Here is a 19,076-nt window from a genome sequence, read left to right as displayed (position 1 = left end):
CAAACTAGAAAACAACGCAAATCCTCTTGTCTACTCAAAATATATTTTACAAATACATTTATGATTATCGAAAACATAAAGGTATCTACTGATCAATGTAGAATATATATCGCTGTACTCCAATTCCAGAGAGGGGCAGATGAGGATGAAAAGGCGGGTTGCAGCAAATAGAATCAAGAGAGGTTTTTTAATAACGTTAGCATTATTACTAATGATTGCAGGGTCTTCATTGGGAATGAGTGATGCTTCCGCTGCACTATCTGAGCAGAAGGATAAGCAGGATGCGCCCGCTTTTTCCGAGGTATCCGTTCATGATCCCTCCATCGTCAAAGACGGCGATACTTATTATGTGTTTGGTTCACATATTTCGGCGGCGAAGAGCAAGGATCTTAAAAACTGGACTTCTTTTGCAAACGGTTACACAACTCCGGGAAACACGCTTTTTGGGGATTTATCGAAGAATCTCGCAGGTTCCTTTGCTTGGGCAGGGGAAAATGATTCGGACAGCAAGGGAGGATTCTCGGTCTGGGCGCCGGATGTATTTTGGAATGAGCATTATGTCAATGACGATGGGACAAAAGGGGCCTATATGATTTATTATAGTGCGTCTTCTACCTACATTCGTTCCGCGATCGGTGTTGCTGTTGCACCCCAAATCGAAGGTCCTTATCAATATGTGGATACAATTGTATATACTGGTTTCACGAAGGAGAGCGCCTACGACAAGGACAGCAAAGTGGATAAAAAATGGACTAACACGCCGATCCAACAGTTGGTTGATCAAGGCAAACTGCAAGGTCCAAGAGCGGGATGGTTCAACGCAGATGGTTCTTACGCAAATAAAATGTTTCCGAATGCGATTGATCCAGCTATCTTTTATGATACAGAAGGGCGTTTATGGATGACATATGGATCATGGTCTGGGGGGATTTTTTTACTTGAGCTGGATAAAGCAACAGGAAAGCCTATCTATCCAGGTCGAGACGGAACGACGAAAGATGGTCGGCTGATTGATCGTTATTTTGGCACCAAAATTGCGGGCGGATATGGGGAATCAGGAGAGGGCCCTTACATTGAATACAATAAAGAGACGGGCTACTACTATTTATTTGTAACCTATGGCGGACTTGCCTCGGATGGTGGCTATAACATGAGGTTATTCCGTTCCAAAAATCCGTCAGGACCTTATAAGGATGCCAAGGGACAGAACGCCGTTTTACCTGCCAACACCAAGAATGCCGCTTTTGGCAACAAGCTAATAGGTAACTTTTTGTTCAACAGTAAAATTGGTGATCCAGGCGAAGGAATTGGCTATGGTTACGTATCCTCTGGCCACAACTCTGCTTATACCGATCCTGTTAACGGGCAAATGTTTGTTGTCTTTCATACCCGCTTTCCTCAGCAGGGAGAGAAGCATGAATTGCGCATACACCAGATGTTCATGAACCAGGAAGGCTGGCCTGTAGTAGCTCCTTACCGTTATGGTGGTGAGACTCTTACAGAACTGGATGAGGATCAATTCGTTGGAGATTATCAGTATATCAATCATGGCAGTGATACGTCGGCGGCGATCAAGCCAGCGCAGTTTATTCAGCTAAAAGCAGATCATACCGTTACAGGTGATCTACAAGGGACGTGGCGTAAGGATGGAGACGCGAATGTCCGGCTGACGCTGGAAGGCGCTGTATATGACGGAGTTTTCATTAGACAATGGGATGACTATACCAAGCAATATGTTATGACATTTACGGTTGTTTCCAAAACAGGGGAAATGGCCTGGGGGAGTCAGTTCGCTCCTTCGACGGATGCAACAGTGGTTGAAAGTGTATATGGTGAGTTGGACCTTGGTGATACAAGTCGGGTAGTGGCCAATGTATCCCTTCCAAAGCAAGGAAGTCGGCAAACCTCGATTACTTGGAAAAGTTCAGACCCGAGCGTCATTTCTGATACAGGCGAGGTTAAACGTCCTGAAATCGGAGAAAAGGCTGTATCAGCCACTCTGACCGCTACGATTTCCAATGGGGAGAGCAGTAAGAACAAAACCTTTAACATCACAGTATCTCCTTATGAGATGGCAACGCTGACCGCACAATATAAATTTGAAAATAATCTTGAGGATAGTAAAGCTGCTTTTGCGAATGGTGAGGTCATCGGTGACCGGATTGATCGTGAAGGAGGAACTGTCACCTACACGGAGGGTACAAGTGGTCAAGCAGTCTTATTGGATGGAAAATCTGGAATTAAGCTGCCCCAAGGGATTATATCCAGTTCTGCATATTCCGTGTCCCTGTGGGTTCATCCGAGTGAGCTGACGCTGTATACCCCGACTTTTTTCGGAGCTATGGATAGTAATCACTGGATTAGCTTGCTGCCCAAAGGTCCCGAGGGAGACAACACGATGCTTTGGTCCGGTAGCTCGCCTTGGTATACCGGCAGCACCGGTATGAAAATCAAAACCAATGAGTGGACACATCTCGCCTTCACTGTAGACAATGGAGTATTATCCGTGTACGTGAACGGCAAACCCCAGTTTGCAGGAACAGGATTTCCAGAAGTATTTACATCCAAAGCAGGAACGTTCAGCTTGGGTGTTAACTGGTGGGACCCTGCCTTTAAAGGCGCTATTGATGGGTTAAGTATATTCGCAGGGGCGCTTCCTCCATCTCAGGTGGCAGGACTGGCCAAGGTGAAATGAACCTAGGCTGATAGATATGAGAGGTTGAGAAGAAGCATCTCCAGTGAGAGATTACTGTGTATGCTTCTTCTTTTTGTGTAGCATACTCAGTGCGAATGTGAAGCTCACATGAATTCCCCGGGTCCTTCGCACCTCAGATTTTGTCGAAATTCTGTCGAATGTGAATGATTTGTGAATGCATCATAAAGGGAACATGCTTTTTATGATGCCTTATGGTCAAATTTCGCTAAAATGAATTGAAACGGGTTTGTTTTGACCCTTTTTCGCTGTCGCACTCCATATGAGTGCGTGGATTGAAATCGGCTGGTTCAGCGGATGCTCTTCCAGGCGGTTTAGTCGCACTCCATATGAGTGCGTGGATTGAAATATTCTTCAAAGTGCCATCCACGAACCCACACATATAGTCGCACTCCATATGAGTGCGTGGATTGAAATTGTTATACGCAGAATGGGTTGCTTATTTGTACTATGTCGCACTCTATATGAGTGCGTGGATTGAAATTTTTAATCGGCAATTCATTGCTCTCCACTTACCCACGTGCTTTCAAAAGCATTCAAACCCGTGTGAAATTTTTCCTTGGTCTATTAAATTCCACTCATCTCGTTCGTGTCACCATGTCCTTTTTGGACAAATTATGCCAAACGTAGTTTTTCCGCATGAGTTGCAATAAAAATGTTGACAGTTGTTAATTTTTGGACAAAAATAGTAATTGATCTTTAAAATTATGGAATTTTTATGTGAAGGGTGGTTATGACTTGAAGCATACACCTACGATTTTAGCGGAGTTTGAAGAGTATCTAAAACAAAACGACTTGACTTTGGCTCAATTTGCGGAATATTCGGGTGTTTATCAAAGAACACTTAGTAATTGGATTACTCAACATCGTCCTGTTTCTGTACAACAGCTTGACCGAATCACGTTGGCCATGGGATTACCGGAGGGCTATTTTTACGAACTATACATAGAAAATTACATCATCGACCTTCCCCCGAATTGGCGGCGAATTGAGCCACTATTATATCGTTGTGGAGAGCTGGACAAGCTGGATGCGATCCGTCGAATGGTTAGACATATTATGGACAATCCGTTGTATTCGCTCAGACTATTTGACATTGCGGAAGCGCTATTTGCACAGGGACGACATGCTGCTGCGTTGCTGCTCTATGAGAATGTAGCAGAAGTGGAAAAATATCAACATTCTGAACGCTTGGCAATCTGTCAATATCGTTTGTTTACGATTCAGGTTGGAGACGATCAGAACCGAAATCTCAAGGCAGCTACGCTATTTGAACCCTTTATTGAACGGTTGGATGAAATAGTTCAGCTTGATGCATTGAAGGATTTGGCGAATGTGTATCGTTCTTTGCGTCAGTGGGACAGGCTGGATGCAATAGCTCGAAAAATGAGAGATAAAGCGGAAATTCAATATACGATGAAGCATCAGCAGAAGAAGCGAAAGCATGAGAAACCTGATAAGAAGCTGAGTCGACCCATGTTTGTGTACATCACCTATTCTGATTTACTGTGTGCCAGTGTATGTGAAGCCCAAGGCGATTATGAGCAAGCTCTACAATATACATACGCCTACACTAATTTGGATTGGGTCATAGAGACGGACGAGGATACCCAACATTGGGTTAACTTGTTCAAAGATTGGTCAGAAGGTAATATTTACACATACAAACTTTTATCTGGAGATATAAGTGTGCTTCGTGATTATGTGGATTATATTGGTACTTCACCTGATATGTCGGAAAAGGAAATGGTAGCTAAATTGATGAACGTTTTGATTGCGGCTAATCAATACCAGCTAGATGTGAATGATATACTCTTGCGCTTTGAAAGGGAAAAAATTAAATGCTTTTCTCAACAGCAACCATCTATGGATATGTACACCCAACAAGTCGTTCCAGACCAATATGCACGTTTTGGTTATGAGTTAGCTTATTATTATTTGTATCGAGGGATGCATAGTGATGGCTTTAAATATTTGATCTATGCAATTGAAAGCTCGAATACACTAAATAATGTGACCTGCTTTAAAAACTGTTTGGGGCTGTTCGCACATTTCCGAGCTTACGCTATCCCTGAAACCCAAGTGGAATTTTACAATTTTTTTGAAAAGGTGTGGTTAAACAATGTTGAAAAAAATGGGTCTATTGATCGTCGCAACTAGCTTCTTGTTTATCTTGACTGTACCTGTTCATTTGGATAACCAGAGAATCCAGCTTCAGGAAACCATTGGAGGTGCTTAACAGGGAGAGTAAGAAATAACACTTGCTAACCTTACGGTTCGAGGGTATTGTTGATTGCAAGTTTATCTCTGAGCAACTTGGACACAACTGAAAATGAACATAGATCGATATAAAGTGCCTCTGGATTGTTCCGGAAGCACTTTTTTTGTTGAGCGTATGATTAAATAATCCAAAAGTTTACGTTTTGCATTAGGATATGACACAGAAGGGGGAATCATGCTGATGATGAATCAAGGTGTGACTTTACTTCGTGTCGAGAGAGCCAGAAAAAGACTGTACCAAGTCCAGAAAAAATACGGATTTTTAACACATCCCAAAGTGATTGAACAATCCAAGAAACTGGATGATCTTTTGAATCAATACCAAACGTGCAAATCAAAATCTTAACGAACTGATAATTAGAGCAAAATTTAACCTGGAGGTAATAAAGTTGAATAAACGCAATGCTGTAACCCCTTTTGGGTGGAAAATCAAACAAAAGCTGGTTGAAAAACAAATTGACCAGAAAACATTTTGTGAGACATATCATATACCACCTAGCCGATTGTCCAATCTCATTCACGGAACACGTAGGGCCAAGAAACATAGAACACAAGTATCCCAATTGCTTGGAATAGAAGAGTAATCCCTCCCCTCTTTTCCCCATGAATACAGGACATCTTCTGGAGATTTATGCTACAGTGACGAAAGACCCCATTTTTATGATCCAATATGGTTGTACATATGTTTATACAGGAGTTGAGTTGATCTATGGGAATGTTCTCCAGAATGGCCGAGCAAAAAATTACCGAAGCGATGGCAAAAGGTGAGTTTGATAATCTGGCAGGAGCAGGCAAGCCGCTGGTTATTGAAGATTTATCACATGTGCCAGAGGAGCTGCGTATGTCGTACAAGCTACTGAAAAATGCGGGCATTTTACCAGAGGAGCTTCAATTGCAAAAGGAGTGCGTCCTGCTACGCGATTTGCTCTATGCTTGCCGTGAGGCGGGAGAGCAACAGCGCATTAGTCGCAAGCTGACTGAAAAATCGCTTCGTCTTCGTATGCTGCTGGAGGAAAGAGGGCTGAATACTTCGTCTGTATTTTATGAATATGAGCCGGCTGTGCGTAAGCGATTGGAGGGATAGAAGCGGAGCTTCGTCATTCAAACCATGATAATTACAGGTAGTGAAAAATTCACAATAATGAAGCAAATTCGTTGTTCATATAGAAACAACACTTAGATTCTACGCATCCGCGTATCATTGGAGAGATTTCATTGACAGATACAGATAAACAACTGCCCATCATTCAAATTATTCCCGAGCTTAAAAATGCGCTGCAATCCCATCCGGCTGCCGTATTGATTGCACAGCCGGGCGCGGGCAAGACGACGGTTACGCCGCTGGAACTGCTGCACGAGCCGTGGCTGGCGGGGCAAAAAATATTGATGCTGGAGCCAAGGCGCTTGGCGGCACGTGCAGCAGCGGCACAAATGGCGAAGGCGCTAGGAGAACAAACCGGGCAGACGGTGGGCTACCGGGTTCGCATGGATACAAAAGTAGGGCCGAATACGCAGATTGAAGTGGTTACGGAGGGCGTGCTGACCCGGATGCTGCAAAATGATCAGGCTTTGGAGGGGATCGGCCTGATCATTTTTGATGAGTTTCATGAACGTAGCCTGCACGCAGATTTAGGCTTGGCGCTTGCCCTGCAAAGTCAGGCACTGTTGCGGCCTGATTTAAAAATATTGATCATGTCCGCGACACTGGAGGCTGAGCCTGTATGCCGTCTATTGGGGGACGCTCCATTGCTGGAATGTCCGGGCACGGTATTTCCGGTAGAGACGTTTCATTTGTCCAAGCCTTCATCGACCCCACTAGAATCCTTTACGGCAGAAACGGTAGACAAGGCCCTTCATGCTCATGAAGGCGATCTGCTGGTATTTCTCCCGGGGGCCAGAGAAATTCATAGAATGGAACGTGAGCTGGCGTCAAGGAATTTGCCTGCACACGTCAAAGTGATTCCGCTGTACGGCAGTATGAAGCTGGAGCAGCAGGATGAGGCGATACGACCGTCGGCTTTGGGTAGCCGTAAGGTCGTATTGGCAACCTCTATTGCCGAGTCCAGCTTGACGATAGCCGGGATTACGGTAGTGATAGATAGCGGCTTGTCGCGGGAATCCGTGTTTTCCGCGCGAACCGGCATGAGCCGTTTGACCACCGTTAAGGTGTCCAAGGCTTCCGCCGATCAGCGGCGCGGTCGGGCGGGCCGCCTTCAGCCGGGCGTGTGCTACCGGCTGTGGAGCGCGCAGGAACATGCCGCGCTCCCCGATGCCAGCCGCCCGGAAATCGCGGCGGCGGATCTGGCCCCGCTCGCGCTGGAGCTGGCCGCCTGGGGCGTCCGCGAGCCCGCCGAGCTGGCCTGGCTGGATGCTCCGCCTGAGGCGGCGTACCGCCAGGCCACGGGCCTGCTGCGGCAGCTCGGCTGCCTGGATGCCACAGCCGATGGCACGGCAGGCGGCATTACCGTGCACGGGCGCGAGGTGTCAGCCCTGGGCGCGCATCCGCGCCTCGGGCATATGCTGCTGCGCGCGGCCGCCCTCGGCCTGGCGCCGACCGCCAGCCGCCTCGCTGCGCTGCTGCAAGAGCGGGACCCGTTCCGCGCCCATGGCGGAACGGATTTACGCCCGCGGCTGGACGCCCTGCGCGAGGCGGCTCACGCCCGCAGCACGCACAGCCTGCTGCGGGCGGCAGATGATACGGTGATTCGCCGTATCGTGCAGGAGAGTCGGCAGCTATTAGCCACGCTGCCGAAAGCAGCCGCAGGGCGGGACGAGCCTGACGGCTCCGGGGCCTGCGGGCTGCTGCTGGCCTTTGCGTATCCGGACCGGATCGCGCAGGGCCGGGGGGATGGCCGCTTTCTGCTTAGCGGCGGCCGGGGAGCGCGACTCCGACAGGTGGAGTGGATGTCGCGTTCGTCCTACCTCGTCGCCGCCGAAGTGGACGACGAGGGAGCAGACGGTGCCATTCAGTTGGCGGCACCGATTGAACTGCAAGAGCTGATCGAGCATTGCAGCGAATTGCTGCTGGAGAAAGCGAACGTATACTGGGACAGCTCAGCGTCAGCAGTAAGAGCCCGTAAGGTATTACAATTGGGCTCGCTCGTCTTAAAGGAAACGTCCTATGAGCGTCCTCCGACAGAGGAAATAGCCTCCGCCTTGATGCAGGGTGTCCGTGAACGTGGTCTAAAGCTGCTGTCCTGGAATCGGCAAACCCTCCAGTTGCAGGCGCGTTTAATTTTTATGCACTTTTCGGCACCCGAGGATTGGCCAGACAGCACCGAGCCAGCGTTACTGGATTCACTGGACTCGTGGCTGCTGCCTTTTGCCCTTGGAGCCAAAAATGTATCCGATCTGCAACGGCTGGACGGTGCTGCATTGCTGCTGGGCAGGCTGGATTGGGAACAGCGGCAGCAGCTTGAGCAGGAAGCACCGACGCATATCCGTGTGCCCAGCGGTTCCCGTATACCTGTCGATTATACGAATCCCGAGGCGCCTGCGCTGGCGGTGCGGTTACAAGAGTTGTTCGGCATGCGGGATACGCCGCGTATTGGACGCGGACGTGTGCCGATCGTACTGCATTTGCTGTCACCTGCGCAGCGACCTGTACAAGTGACCTCCGACTTGTCCAGCTTCTGGAGCGAGGCTTATTTTGAAGTCAAAAAGGATCTAAAGGGCAGATATCCCAAGCATTATTGGCCGGATGATCCACTGGAAGCTGTGGCGACCAGCAGAACGAAGCCCAAGCGTTGAACAGCAGCTTTTTTATGCGAATTTTTGGTTTGAAATGAAGCTCTGTTTTCGTTCATCGGCTTTTTGAATTTTCGTAAAATCGTTTAAACGTCAGAACAGCGGGGTAATGAAGGACGAACCACTCAACACCAAAACATTGGGAGGTAACTACTATGGCTAATAACGTAAACGATTATAACGAAAAGAAAATTGTCGGTGTTTTTGATACAGAACAGGAAGCATCTCGTGCGATTGGACAATTGCAGAGCAGAGGCATTCCAAGCAGTGAAATTTCTGTCATCACACGTGACCGTGACGAACTGAGGACGATTAGTGAAGAGACAGGCACCAAAGCACCGGAGGGTGTGGCTACAGGCGCGGCTACAGGCGGTGTTGTAGGCGGGGTCGCTGGTTTGCTGGCAGGCATCGGGGCCTTGGCTATTCCGGGCATCGGACCTATTCTCGCTGCTGGACCTATCGCGGCTACCCTTACCGGAGCGGCTGTCGGAGCGGGAGCAGGTGGCTTGGTCGGTGGACTGGTCGGGCTGGGCATTCCGGAAGATGATGCGCGTCAATACGAGACCTACGTCGATCAGGGCAAGATTTTAGTGCTGGTGGATTCCGCTGATCATCACAGGGATGTATATGATATTTTCCGCACCAACCGTTCTCTGAATGCGGATCGTTACAGAACGTATGATGATACGGTAGCGGATACCCGGACAGATGCGTACACAGATACCAGAAGGAACCTGTAACTTTATAGCTTACGCTTACAGCAGCAGTCTCCCCGAAAGGGAAGGCTGCTGCTTTTCAATATGTACACTCGTTAAATAAACTAGAGAACATTGAAGCTTTGCTTGCATTGGCACGTTTATCCTTCTATATATTTTTACAGAATTGTCGTTATAATAGACTTATATATTTCTAGACATAACAGGAGAGTGACATGAGTCAAAAAGAGAGAATTTCCGAAGTCGCTTTGCTGAGAGGGCTGGCGTTTGCCGCCGTTGTTCTTCAGCATTCCGTCGCACATTATGCGGTTGCGCAGGGGGCGCGCATCCAGGACGGAGTTTTAATGACACTTTTACTGCTGTGTTCTAAATTTGCGGTTCCCGTGTTTGTGTTTATCACCGGGATGGTGTTATTTTACAATTATGATGGAGCTTTAAAGTACGGAACGTTTTTACGTAAAAGGTTCATGGATATCATTGTTCCTTATATCATATGGTCTCTTTTATACGAATTGGGAAATCAGCTTGTTCAAAGCGGAGGGCATCTTCACCCGCTAGATTTTTTCCAGAAGCTATTGAACGGGAAAAGCAGCTATCATCTGTGGTATATCGTTATGATTATCCAGTGTTATGTGCTATTTCCAGTGTTTCGTTATGCTGTCCGCCGTTTGTCAGCGTTATTGCCGTCAACATGGCGACCCGCTGCATTGGCTGGAGTCGGCGTGCTGTACATCATGCTCATGTTCGCGGTGGGGCCGATGTACCGATTGATGGATGGGCTTCAGCTTCCGGTGGTTACTTCCTGGTTCACCATTTACGCTGATCGGAATGTGATTTATTTTTTCTTTTATTTGTGTTAGGGGCAGCAGCCGGGATGAACGTCAAGCGCTGGAATGCTTGGGTAACCAAGGCGCAGATCGTATATTGGCCGCTATTTATTGTGATTACAGGCTACTTGCTGTATGAGATGATTGGTCTGTTTCAGACGCCGAGAGGCACGGTTTTTTCCTTTAACTATTTGTCTCTGCTGCGTCCAGTCATGGCTGTATATTGTGTCACGTCTATTTTTGTGGCTTATCGTGTAGCGACGTGGATTGCTCATAAGGGCGGACGTGCGGCGGGGGTGCTGACTGCCATCGGAACCTTGTCCTATGGGGCGTATCTGATGCACGCCTTTATGCTGCGTGTGACGTACTATTTTGACGAGACATTGTTTGCAGACTGGAGCCACGTTCTTCGTACGCTGGCTTCGTTCGTTCTCTGTATAGCCTTTTCCGTTGCCGGCACATGGCTGCTGGCTCGTTTGCCTCTGGGAAAATGGATAGTCGGGCTTCGAGTTCGTCCCCGCCCGGCCGAAGGCCCGCCAGCCTTGCAAAAGCAAGCCTGATTTGGTAATCCCAATCACATATTTTCACAAAAAGTATCCCGAAGCCCATATAAAAAGGCCGAGGGATACTTTTATTTTCTCCATTTGTTTAATGGTATGCATACTGTTAGACTTGGACGTGCCTTTTCATTTAAGGTGAATCTATAACATTATAGGGGTGTTGCTACATGAGTGGTCCAGATCCAGGAAGCGTTTTCCCGATGAAAAATATTAGAAGTCTGTGTTTTTTGAAAAATGTAGTGGTTAATCCACATATCGAAATTGGGGATTATACCTATTATGATGACCAACATCATCCTCTGGATTTTGAAAAAAACGTCCTTTACCATTTTGATTTTATAGGGGACAAACTAAAGATCGGTAAGTTTTGCGCAATTGCAACCCAGACCAAATTTATTATGAATGGCGCAAATCACAATACAAATGCGTTTACTACTTTTCCTTTTGGGGCGTTTGGTGGAGAGTGGGCAGTTGGTTTGCCCAATTTAAGTGGAGGTTTCAAAGGGGATACCGTGGTTGGGAACGATGTTTGGATAGGTTACAATGCTACCATTATGCCTGGAGTTCATATAGGAGATGGAGCGATCATTGCGTCAAATGCCGTGGTGACTAAAGATGTCTTGCCTTATTCTATTGTAGGGGGAAATCCAGCCCAATTAATTCGTTATCGGTTTGACGAGGAAACTATTGAACTACTCAAAACACTAGAATGGTGGAATTGGGATATCCAAAAAATAACAGAATGTATTCCCGTTTTGACAAGTAACGATACGGCGGCCTTAAAGAAATTAAGTAAGTCTTCGTAATCTGTAACTCTATTTTTTAGTCTTTATTATATTATTTCAGTATATGAAAAATTCATAATAGTAAAAGAAAAACTACAGACCACCACTTCGCCGACTATCTCACAACGCTTCATTTTATATCTCCACCTAACTTCAAACAGGTCACAAGGGAGAGATTGAAAATCCCACCTATCATTAGTGTATGGGCGCTGAGTGGTTTATAATGGAAGGTAAGATATAAGACTATGGTGTGGAGAGGAGGCCGTGAAATGGCGTTTATGATATCCCAGCGGGCTTTTATCAAAATTTATCTGATCACAATGGTGGAGAAGCATCGCGGTTATGGATATCAGATGCTCGAATCGATGAAGGATGAGTTTAGTGGCTTTGGATATGTTCCGCCTCAGAGTGAGGTCTATCGGGCGCTGCACGAGCTGGTGCAGGAGGGCGTTTTTTACCGTACCAAACGGTTAAAAGGAACAGATCCCCGCGTAGATTTTCAGGAAATTGTACTCTATCATTTTACAGATGATGGGGAGGAGAAAGCGCGACTATACAAGAAGCAGGTCAAAACCGATTTGGACCGTTGCTTAGGTATGCTGCACAAAGCGGAGCAAGACAACTATTCCTGACCACGAAAGGATGCGAATGATGGGTAGAAAGCTGAAATGGGGAATTTTAGGCACTGCCGAGATTGCCAAAATTGCTGTAATTCCGGCGATTCAGCAATCCGAGCGCGGAGAAGTACTTGGAATTGCTAGTCGCAATGCGGATAAAGCCGCTGAGGCCGCCCAGGAGTTCGATATTCCGAAAAGCTATGGAAGCTACGAGGAATTGTTGGCTGATCCCGAAATCGGGGCGGTGTACATCCCGTTGCCGAACCACCTGCATGAAGAGTGGACGATCCGGGCCGCGGAAGCGGGGAAGCACGTTTTGTGCGAAAAACCATCCTCTCTTAGCTCAGCCGGGACAAGTCGCATGATTGAAGCATGTAAAAGCGCAGGAGTCATCTTCGCAGAAGCCATCATGTATCGCTATCATCCAAAACATCGGCGTATTAAGGAAATTATCAATAGCGGAGAAATCGGTGACATTCGCGGCATGCATTGCACATTTACATTCAACAATACCGATCAGGCAGATAATGTGCGTTTCAATAAAAGCATGGGCGGCGGCTCCTTGTACGATGTGGGCGTATACCCGATTTCGGCAGCCCGCATGTATTTGGATCGGGAGCCTGAGGCCGTGACGGTGCATGCCTTGTATTCGCCCGAGCACGACAACGTTGATATGATGGCATCCGGCTTGCTGGAGTTTCCTGGCGGGGTGAACCTTACCTTCGATTGCGGCATGTGGGCAGCGAACCGTTCCAATATGGAGGTACTGGGTAGTAAAGGCACGATTGCGATGCCCAAAATGTTTGGCTGGGAAAGATCGTCTGTCGTACCACAAATTTTCGTTCATGTCGGTTCGGTTACACGGGAGGAACGACTTAAAGGCTTCAATTCCTTTGAGCTGCAAGCGGATGCTTTTGCCAAAGCGGTGCTTGATGGTGCTCCGTTGCCGTATGAACCCGAAGATGCGGTAAGCAATATGAAGGTGATCGACGCTTGTATCGAGTCAGCACGCAGCCGGAAACGGGTAGAAATCGGATAAACCGGATAAGCGTGTTCTCGGAAAGCATAAAAAAGCAGCCTGTCACAGGGACAAGCTGCTTTTTTAGATGAAATGAATACATAGACATACAGAGAAGCGTGAAGTCTTCAACGATTACATATTTTCATCGTAGTCAGCAACATCGCGTTTGGCGGCTGTGGCAGGCGAGTTGGACGTACCGTATTCTTCCACCGCGTCCCACGCGCCCGCATCGTCAAACCGTCCTGCATTCCGCTGGCGAACCTCACCAGCACCCTTGGGCGGGGAAGTCATGACCTGCTCCTCAACAGGGCGGTCATTAGATAACTCGCGATTGGGAGTATGCTCGACCGTATAGGCCGTGTGCGGAATCGCCTGAAGGCGTTCAAAAGGAATTTCTTCGCCGCTTTTCACACATATGCCGTATGTCCCGTCCTTCATCCGTTGAAGGGCGGCATTGACCTGATCCAGCTCGCTTTCCAGCGAATCGTTAATGGCCAGATCACGGGACCGTTCAAAGGTTTCTGTCCCTACATCTGCCGGATGGTTATCATACGAAGATAGCTCCCCGATGGAATCCGTCAGCGTTTCTCCCAACAAGGAGTTTTCCTGATCGTTTTGTTTAAAATGTCTTTCCAAATCCTTTTTCTGCTCCAGCAACATATGCTTCAGCTCAGCAAGCTGTGAATCGCTCAATTGGCTCATGATCATATCTCCCCTTCGTGGTCTGAATGAATCTGTACATACTGTGCGTATGCTCTTTTATACCCGTTCATCGGGGGAGGCAATCAGCAGAGACTTTTATTCCCAGCCTAGAATGTGATATAAAAAGAATAGTGTGTTAAGGAGGGAATAACCGATGGATGAACATATGAAGCGTCGTCTGGATAAGCAAAAGCAGTTGTTTAAGCAACTGGGGATTCAACTGGACGCGCTCTCCATTCATGAAAAACAGTTTAAAAATAAAATGCGTGGCTATGATCCGGACGAGGTGGACGCCTTTCTGGATGAAGTGATAAAGGATTATGAACGATTCTATGCGAATATAGCCGACCTGATGGACAAGTGGCAGGAGCAGCAGGCAACCATACGTGATTTGAAAAACGCACCCAAGCCTGCCGCCGATTATAACGCACTTGATCGACGCCAACTGGAGGACATCGTTAAGCAACTGGAGTATAGCGTCCGCCAGCTAAAGGTGCGAGTACGCCCTGAAAATGACTATTTTCCGGAGTAAGGTGCAGTAAGCGCTGTGTCGGTGCCTCTCATTGTGGTATGATGGGACTATGCATGTGTACACAAACATTTAATGAGGCACACATATAAAGGTGGTTAACATGAGTACCCATTTTTCCGTTAGTATCCATTGTCTGCTTTTTCTGGCTGAAGGAGCGCCGGAGCGGATGACTTCGACACTTGTCGCTTCCAGTATCAATACGAATCCGGTGGTTGTGAGAAGAATCATGAGCCGACTCAAGCAAGCCGGTCTGGTTGATTCCTCACCAGGAGCACGCGGCTTTCGTCTGAGCATGTCCAGTTCCAATATTAATCTTAAAATGATATATGAAGCGACCAAAGACGACGGCCCGCTGTTCGCTATCCATAGTGACAGCAATCATAATTGCGAGGTAGGCAAGAACATCGACGCTTTGCTGGACGGATTATATACCTTGGCAGAGCAGAAAATACAGGCGTTTTTCGAGACAGTAACGCTGCGGGATCTGGAGCAGGCGCTTCAGCAGCGGGTTGGGCATCAGAGTTCATCCGTGTAAAGACGCCGGTAAGGAGAATTGCAATGAAAATCATCGTACTTTCAGATACTCATATGCCGCACCGAGGCAAAGCGCTTCCTGGTCGGCTTGTACAGGAGCTCAAAGGCAGTGACCTCATTCTCCATGCCGGAGACTGGACGGACTGGTTCGTGTATGAAAGGCTGTCCGAATTTGCACCTGTGCAAGGGATTGCCGGAAACAATGATGGAGTAGACATCGTAGAGCGTCTGGGCTATCAAAGAATCATTGAAGTCGAGGGCAAACGGATCGGTATGGTTCACGGTCACGGCTGGCGCGGCTCGACAGAGAATATCGCGCTGAATACGTTTAAGGGAGAAACACTGGATTGCCTGATTTACGGACATTCGCATATTCCGGTTGTCAAAAAGTTGGACGGCCTGCTTGTCCTCAATCCCGGATCTCCGACAGACAAGCGCGGCGAGGACGAATATTCATTTATCGTGCTGACGATTGAAGCCGGGCAGATGGAAGCACAGCTTGTTCTTTATCCAGATAAGCATGAATAAACCAACAACCGTTGATTAAAGGGGAAGCTATGGCTATTTTTGAATTGGAACCGATGAAGCATCATGTGTTGATCTGTAATGGAGGCACGTGTATGCGGCATGAAGGTGAAGAAGTTACACAAGCAATTCGGGATGAAATCCGTGAACAAAACGCAGAAGCTTATATTCATACGACCAGAACTCGTTGTAATGGCCGTTGTCACGATGCTGCGGTTGTTATCGTATACCCTCAAGGGGACTGGTATGGTCAGATGACGCCTGCTGCGGGCACAGAACTGGTGCAGAAGCTTGTTGCAGGAGAGAAGCTGAAACCACATCTTTTTCATGAGTGTACAGGGGAATCCAGTTCATAATAATTCAACAACAAACTATAAACAAGACGTGAGTAGAGAAAATCTTTGCGGAGATTTTCTTTTTTTTGCGTTTAATCCCTGACCTGAAAGGTAAAAGTATACTGTGGACACCAATCCGACAGGGAGGGAAGCGAAATGACCTCATTTGACGATGACCTGCACCATCAGGATGAGAAGAAGGGACAAGCGGGAAAAGGACAAACGGCGCATGACGATCAGGAACAACCCGTAAATCGGGATCACGCTGAGCAGTATCCGACGGAGCAGGAGAGCTTGTTCGACCGATTTGAAAGTGAACAGACGGTAGACGCCATTCCCGTAGAGGATTTGAAGATGGAACGTCAGGAGGAAAAAGATAAGGATGTCACTAAGCATACCTCTTCCAGTGAGAAAAAATACAATGGCGGCCCATCGTGAATCAAGGAACTGGTAATATTTAAAAATAAATCTCTTGACTTTAAGACAAATACAATATATATTTAGTTACGAAAAGTAATTAATTTTTCTCAGGAGGTAACAAAAATGGCTAAAGATTTCTTCACAGCTCTGAAAGAAAGACGCTCCTATTACGGTATTAGCAAAGAACAAGTAATTTCCGACCAACGGATTCAAGAGATTGTAGAGGAAGCTGTTAAATATACACCTACCTCTTTCAACTCTCAAACTTCACGTGCAGTTGTACTGCTCGGAGAGCATCACGACAAACTGTGGAATATTACAGAAGATATTTTGCGCGAAGTTGTAGGCAATGAAGAGCAATTTAAATCTACTGCTGAGAAAATGAACGGCTTCCGTAGCGGCTACGGTACTGTATTGTTCTTTGAAGACAACAATGTAGTGGCTGGATTGCAACAACAATTTGAAGCTTATGCGGACAACTTCCCAATCTGGTCTAACCAATCCAACGGAATGCTGCAATTGGTTGTATGGACAGCTTTGGAGCAAGAAGGACTGGGCGCATCCCTTCAGCATTACAATCCTTTGATCGACGAAAAGGTGAAAAATGAATGGAACATTCCTGAGCATTGGAAACTGATTGCTGAATTGCCATTCGGTAAACCGACATTCCAACCAGGTGAAAAAGAATTCCAACCTGTTGAAGAACGCGTAAAAACTTTTAAATAAGCCAGACAATGCAACGACGATTCAGGTTTGGCCTGAACAGAGCACTGTGGATATCCACAGTGTTTTTTCATTCCATTTTTAAGGTGTGAGCTTCTGGATATGCTTTTTTCTTTTTTGTGAACGGGATGGTTCAGGGGTTAATTCAGGCGTAAGTGGGTGATGCTACGTTTGAATTTGCATGAGTGGGTTACATAGGTGTTATTACTGCTTTACGCGCTTGTTTGGGATGGGTAAGTATGGATGAGGGAGGATAAAACATATGACATTCGATTGCATTATTGTTGGCGGAGGGATTGCCGGGCTGCAAGCAGCTATTCAATTGGGAAGATACAGCAGCCATCGGGTTCTGGTGATAGATTCGGGCTATGGTCGGTCCACGTTGTGCCATCAGTATCATAATATTTTGGGCTTTCCTGACGGGATTTCAGGTGAAGAGCTGCGACGGCTTGGACGTAGTGAGGCCACGAAGCTAGGCACTGAATTTGTTCAAGGTAAGGCGGTAAAAGCGACAAAAAAAGATGAGCTTTTTGACATCCAAGTGGAAGAGGGGAAGGGGTATTCCTCAAAGACGCTGCTGCTGGCAACGGGGCTGACCGATCGCTTACCAAAGCTGGACGGGCTTCTGGCCTGCTTGGGCAATAGCGTGTATATCTGCCCGGACTGTGACGGATACGAGGTTCAGGATCGCAGTACGGTCGTGATGGGGGCGGGAAAAGCCGGAGCTTCTATGGCTCTGATATTATCAGCGCGTACTGACCACCTGGTTTATGTGAACCATGAGCGTTCAGAGGTGCCGGACGAGCTGATGGTGAAGCTGTGCGAGAAAGGAATTGGATACAGGGAAGAATCCATTTCCAGAATCATGACCGCGGAACCGGGACATTTTGAAGGAGTCCGACTGGCCAATGGAGAGGTTGTTGTGGCGGAGCGGGGCTTTGTGGCCTTTGGAGGCAACGATGTCCATTCAGAGCTGGCGGAGCAGTTGGGCGTGCATTTGCTGGATAACAAGCATATTGAAACTCACCCCCGCAGCAAAATGACAAATGTAGAAAATGTATGGGTAGCCGGAGATTTGGGGGCCCATGCCGAGCAAGCGACTGTCGCGATGGGAGAAGGAGCGATGTCAGCGATCTGGATACACAAAGTATTATCCGGTATGAAAACAAAAGTACCGCAGCTCTAGGAGCTGCGGTTTAAAATGGTGGACGTGTGCCCGTGTGAAGATGAAGGCCGAAGCGTTTCAATTGCTCGCTCATGCCGTACTTGCGCAATATTTCCGTTTGTTTGTTGCCGATCAGGTCAAAATGGGGGTAGGGCTGACGCTGATGAATATATTGGGGGTTCAATCCATTATTGCTGCACCATAAACGCAGCTTTTCCAAATTGGAACACCCCACCTTGGTTACGGTTGTAATACCTGGAAAGCGATCATCCAGCCAGTAATGCGTCAGAAAAGCAATTTCACCGCGACTGACCTCTCTTTTCCAGGCTGAAAGCTCCTGCCGGGTAATGCCAAATGCCATCGGTCTCATCCTTTCTTGGTTCGCTCCGAAATCATGATCTGCCGGTAGGCGTACCATTATTTTCACATTATAGCTTGTATTACGATTCCTAAAGGGTAACACAATAACAGGAGACCGTGTATGACGATCTCCTGTTAGCGGTTAGAGCCATCTTTCGGCCCAGCTCTCTACGCCATTCAATGCATCACCGAGCTCTTTACCCTTGCGTGTCAGCGAATACTCGGTACGCACAGGCCGCTCTGTAATGACATTGCGAAGGATCAGGCCGCTATGCTCCAGCTCCTTAATGCGTTCGTTCAGCATACGTTTGCTAAGATCAGGTATGGAAACATGAATTTCACTGAATCGTTTGGGATGTTCCATCAAAGTATGAATGATGAGAGCGGTCCATTTTTTGCTGATGATCTGAAAGGACTGTTCCACCTTGCCGCACAAAAGCTTAGGCTGCCTGTCGTCGCTCATCTGAATCCCCTCAATTTCATTGGTTGTTTTAAACAGTATACTAAAAGTAAC

Annotated in this window: 22 protein-coding genes; 19 read left to right on the top strand and 3 right to left on the bottom strand. The window is 47.3% G+C overall.

Features of this window, described 5'->3' with window-relative positions; translation table 11 throughout:
* The first annotated feature begins 145 nt into the window (after window positions 1–145).
* The 12 genes from ASL14_RS00805 (at window position 146) to ASL14_RS00755 (ending at window position 13,284) form a co-directional block, all read left to right on the top strand.
* On the top strand, window positions 146–2,695 hold the full coding sequence (locus tag ASL14_RS00805; protein WP_134909982.1) for a LamG-like jellyroll fold domain-containing protein: 2,550 nt from the start codon (window positions 146–148) through the stop codon (window positions 2,693–2,695).
* A 756-nt stretch (window positions 2,696–3,451) separates the two neighbouring features.
* A complete protein-coding gene (locus ASL14_RS00800; protein ID WP_134909981.1) occupies window positions 3,452–4,873 on the top strand; it encodes a helix-turn-helix domain-containing protein in 1,422 nt (473 codons plus the stop codon).
* A gap of 304 nt (window positions 4,874–5,177) precedes the next feature.
* Window positions 5,178–5,339, top strand: a complete 162-nt coding sequence (locus tag ASL14_RS00795) for an aspartyl-phosphate phosphatase Spo0E family protein (protein ID WP_189338259.1) — start codon at window positions 5,178–5,180, stop codon at window positions 5,337–5,339.
* Between the two features lie 43 nt (window positions 5,340–5,382).
* Entirely contained in the window at window positions 5,383–5,577 is a 195-nt protein-coding gene (locus tag ASL14_RS27620) for a hypothetical protein (protein WP_044649082.1), read from the top strand.
* A 125-nt stretch (window positions 5,578–5,702) separates the two neighbouring features.
* On the top strand, window positions 5,703–6,077 hold the full coding sequence (locus ASL14_RS00785; RefSeq protein ID WP_134909979.1) for a DnaJ family domain-containing protein: 375 nt from the start codon (window positions 5,703–5,705) through the stop codon (window positions 6,075–6,077).
* 131 nt (window positions 6,078–6,208) lie between these two features.
* Window positions 6,209–8,743: an ATP-dependent helicase HrpB gene (gene hrpB, locus ASL14_RS00780; protein WP_134909977.1), complete on the top strand. Its 2,535-nt coding sequence runs from the start codon at window positions 6,209–6,211 to the stop codon at window positions 8,741–8,743.
* A gap of 152 nt (window positions 8,744–8,895) precedes the next feature.
* A complete protein-coding gene (locus tag ASL14_RS00775; protein WP_134909975.1) occupies window positions 8,896–9,480 on the top strand; it encodes a general stress protein in 585 nt (194 codons plus the stop codon).
* Window positions 9,481–9,671: 191 nt separating this feature from the next.
* The gene (locus ASL14_RS27615; protein ID WP_223264156.1) at window positions 9,672–10,316 is read left to right on the top strand and encodes an acyltransferase; all 645 of its coding nucleotides are present in this window, start codon (window positions 9,672–9,674) and stop codon (window positions 10,314–10,316) included.
* Window positions 10,317–10,330: 14 nt separating this feature from the next.
* A complete protein-coding gene (locus ASL14_RS27610; protein ID WP_223264155.1) occupies window positions 10,331–10,843 on the top strand; it encodes an acyltransferase family protein in 513 nt (170 codons plus the stop codon).
* A 167-nt stretch (window positions 10,844–11,010) separates the two neighbouring features.
* Entirely contained in the window at window positions 11,011–11,649 is a 639-nt protein-coding gene (locus ASL14_RS00765; RefSeq protein ID WP_134909973.1) for a CatB-related O-acetyltransferase, read from the top strand.
* Window positions 11,650–11,897: 248 nt separating this feature from the next.
* A complete protein-coding gene (locus ASL14_RS00760) occupies window positions 11,898–12,260 on the top strand; it encodes a replication termination protein (protein WP_014281229.1) in 363 nt (120 codons plus the stop codon).
* Between the two features lie 19 nt (window positions 12,261–12,279).
* The gene (locus ASL14_RS00755) at window positions 12,280–13,284 is read left to right on the top strand and encodes a Gfo/Idh/MocA family protein (protein ID WP_134914322.1); all 1,005 of its coding nucleotides are present in this window, start codon (window positions 12,280–12,282) and stop codon (window positions 13,282–13,284) included.
* Window positions 13,285–13,398: 114 nt separating this feature from the next.
* Here the strand turns inward: ASL14_RS00755 and ASL14_RS00750 are convergent, their stop codons facing one another.
* Window positions 13,399–13,968, bottom strand: a complete 570-nt coding sequence (locus tag ASL14_RS00750) for a TraR/DksA C4-type zinc finger protein (protein ID WP_134909971.1) — start codon at window positions 13,966–13,968, stop codon at window positions 13,399–13,401.
* A 154-nt stretch (window positions 13,969–14,122) separates the two neighbouring features.
* On the opposite strand from ASL14_RS00750, the gene ASL14_RS00745 reads away from it, so the two are divergent.
* The 7 genes from ASL14_RS00745 to ASL14_RS00715 all read left to right on the top strand — a co-directional run bounded on the left by ASL14_RS00745 (window position 14,123) and on the right by ASL14_RS00715 (window position 18,223).
* On the top strand, window positions 14,123–14,500 hold the full coding sequence (locus tag ASL14_RS00745; RefSeq protein WP_014281231.1) for a DivIVA domain-containing protein: 378 nt from the start codon (window positions 14,123–14,125) through the stop codon (window positions 14,498–14,500).
* A 100-nt stretch (window positions 14,501–14,600) separates the two neighbouring features.
* Complete coding sequence (locus tag ASL14_RS00740; protein ID WP_134909969.1) at window positions 14,601–15,035, top strand: Rrf2 family transcriptional regulator; 435 nt, start codon at window positions 14,601–14,603, stop codon at window positions 15,033–15,035.
* A gap of 23 nt (window positions 15,036–15,058) precedes the next feature.
* On the top strand, window positions 15,059–15,562 hold the full coding sequence (locus tag ASL14_RS00735) for a metallophosphoesterase family protein (RefSeq protein WP_134909967.1): 504 nt from the start codon (window positions 15,059–15,061) through the stop codon (window positions 15,560–15,562).
* Between the two features lie 29 nt (window positions 15,563–15,591).
* Window positions 15,592–15,915 carry a (2Fe-2S) ferredoxin domain-containing protein gene (locus tag ASL14_RS00730; protein ID WP_134909965.1) on the top strand — a complete coding sequence of 108 codons (324 nt, stop codon included), beginning with the start codon at window positions 15,592–15,594 and terminating at the stop codon, window positions 15,913–15,915.
* A 135-nt stretch (window positions 15,916–16,050) separates the two neighbouring features.
* Window positions 16,051–16,332 carry a hypothetical protein gene (locus ASL14_RS00725; protein WP_134909963.1) on the top strand — a complete coding sequence of 94 codons (282 nt, stop codon included), beginning with the start codon at window positions 16,051–16,053 and terminating at the stop codon, window positions 16,330–16,332.
* Window positions 16,333–16,437: 105 nt separating this feature from the next.
* A complete protein-coding gene (locus tag ASL14_RS00720; protein ID WP_134909962.1) occupies window positions 16,438–17,040 on the top strand; it encodes a nitroreductase family protein in 603 nt (200 codons plus the stop codon).
* A 259-nt stretch (window positions 17,041–17,299) separates the two neighbouring features.
* Window positions 17,300–18,223, top strand: a complete 924-nt coding sequence (locus ASL14_RS00715; protein WP_134909960.1) for an NAD(P)/FAD-dependent oxidoreductase — start codon at window positions 17,300–17,302, stop codon at window positions 18,221–18,223.
* A 10-nt stretch (window positions 18,224–18,233) separates the two neighbouring features.
* On the opposite strand, the gene ASL14_RS00710 is transcribed toward ASL14_RS00715, so the two are convergent.
* Window positions 18,234–18,563 (bottom strand): hypothetical protein, encoded by a 330-nt coding sequence (locus ASL14_RS00710; RefSeq protein WP_134909958.1) that lies wholly within the window; start codon window positions 18,561–18,563, stop codon window positions 18,234–18,236.
* A gap of 141 nt (window positions 18,564–18,704) precedes the next feature.
* On the bottom strand, window positions 18,705–19,025 hold the full coding sequence (locus tag ASL14_RS00705) for a winged helix-turn-helix transcriptional regulator (RefSeq protein WP_044645595.1): 321 nt from the start codon (window positions 19,023–19,025) through the stop codon (window positions 18,705–18,707).
* Window positions 19,026–19,076 lie beyond the last annotated feature (51 nt).

Source organism: Paenibacillus sp. IHB B 3084 (genome assembly GCF_001447315.1).
In the GTDB taxonomy this organism is placed as follows: domain Bacteria; phylum Bacillota; class Bacilli; order Paenibacillales; family Paenibacillaceae; genus Paenibacillus.
This window is presented reverse-complemented; position numbering and strand designations above follow the sequence as displayed.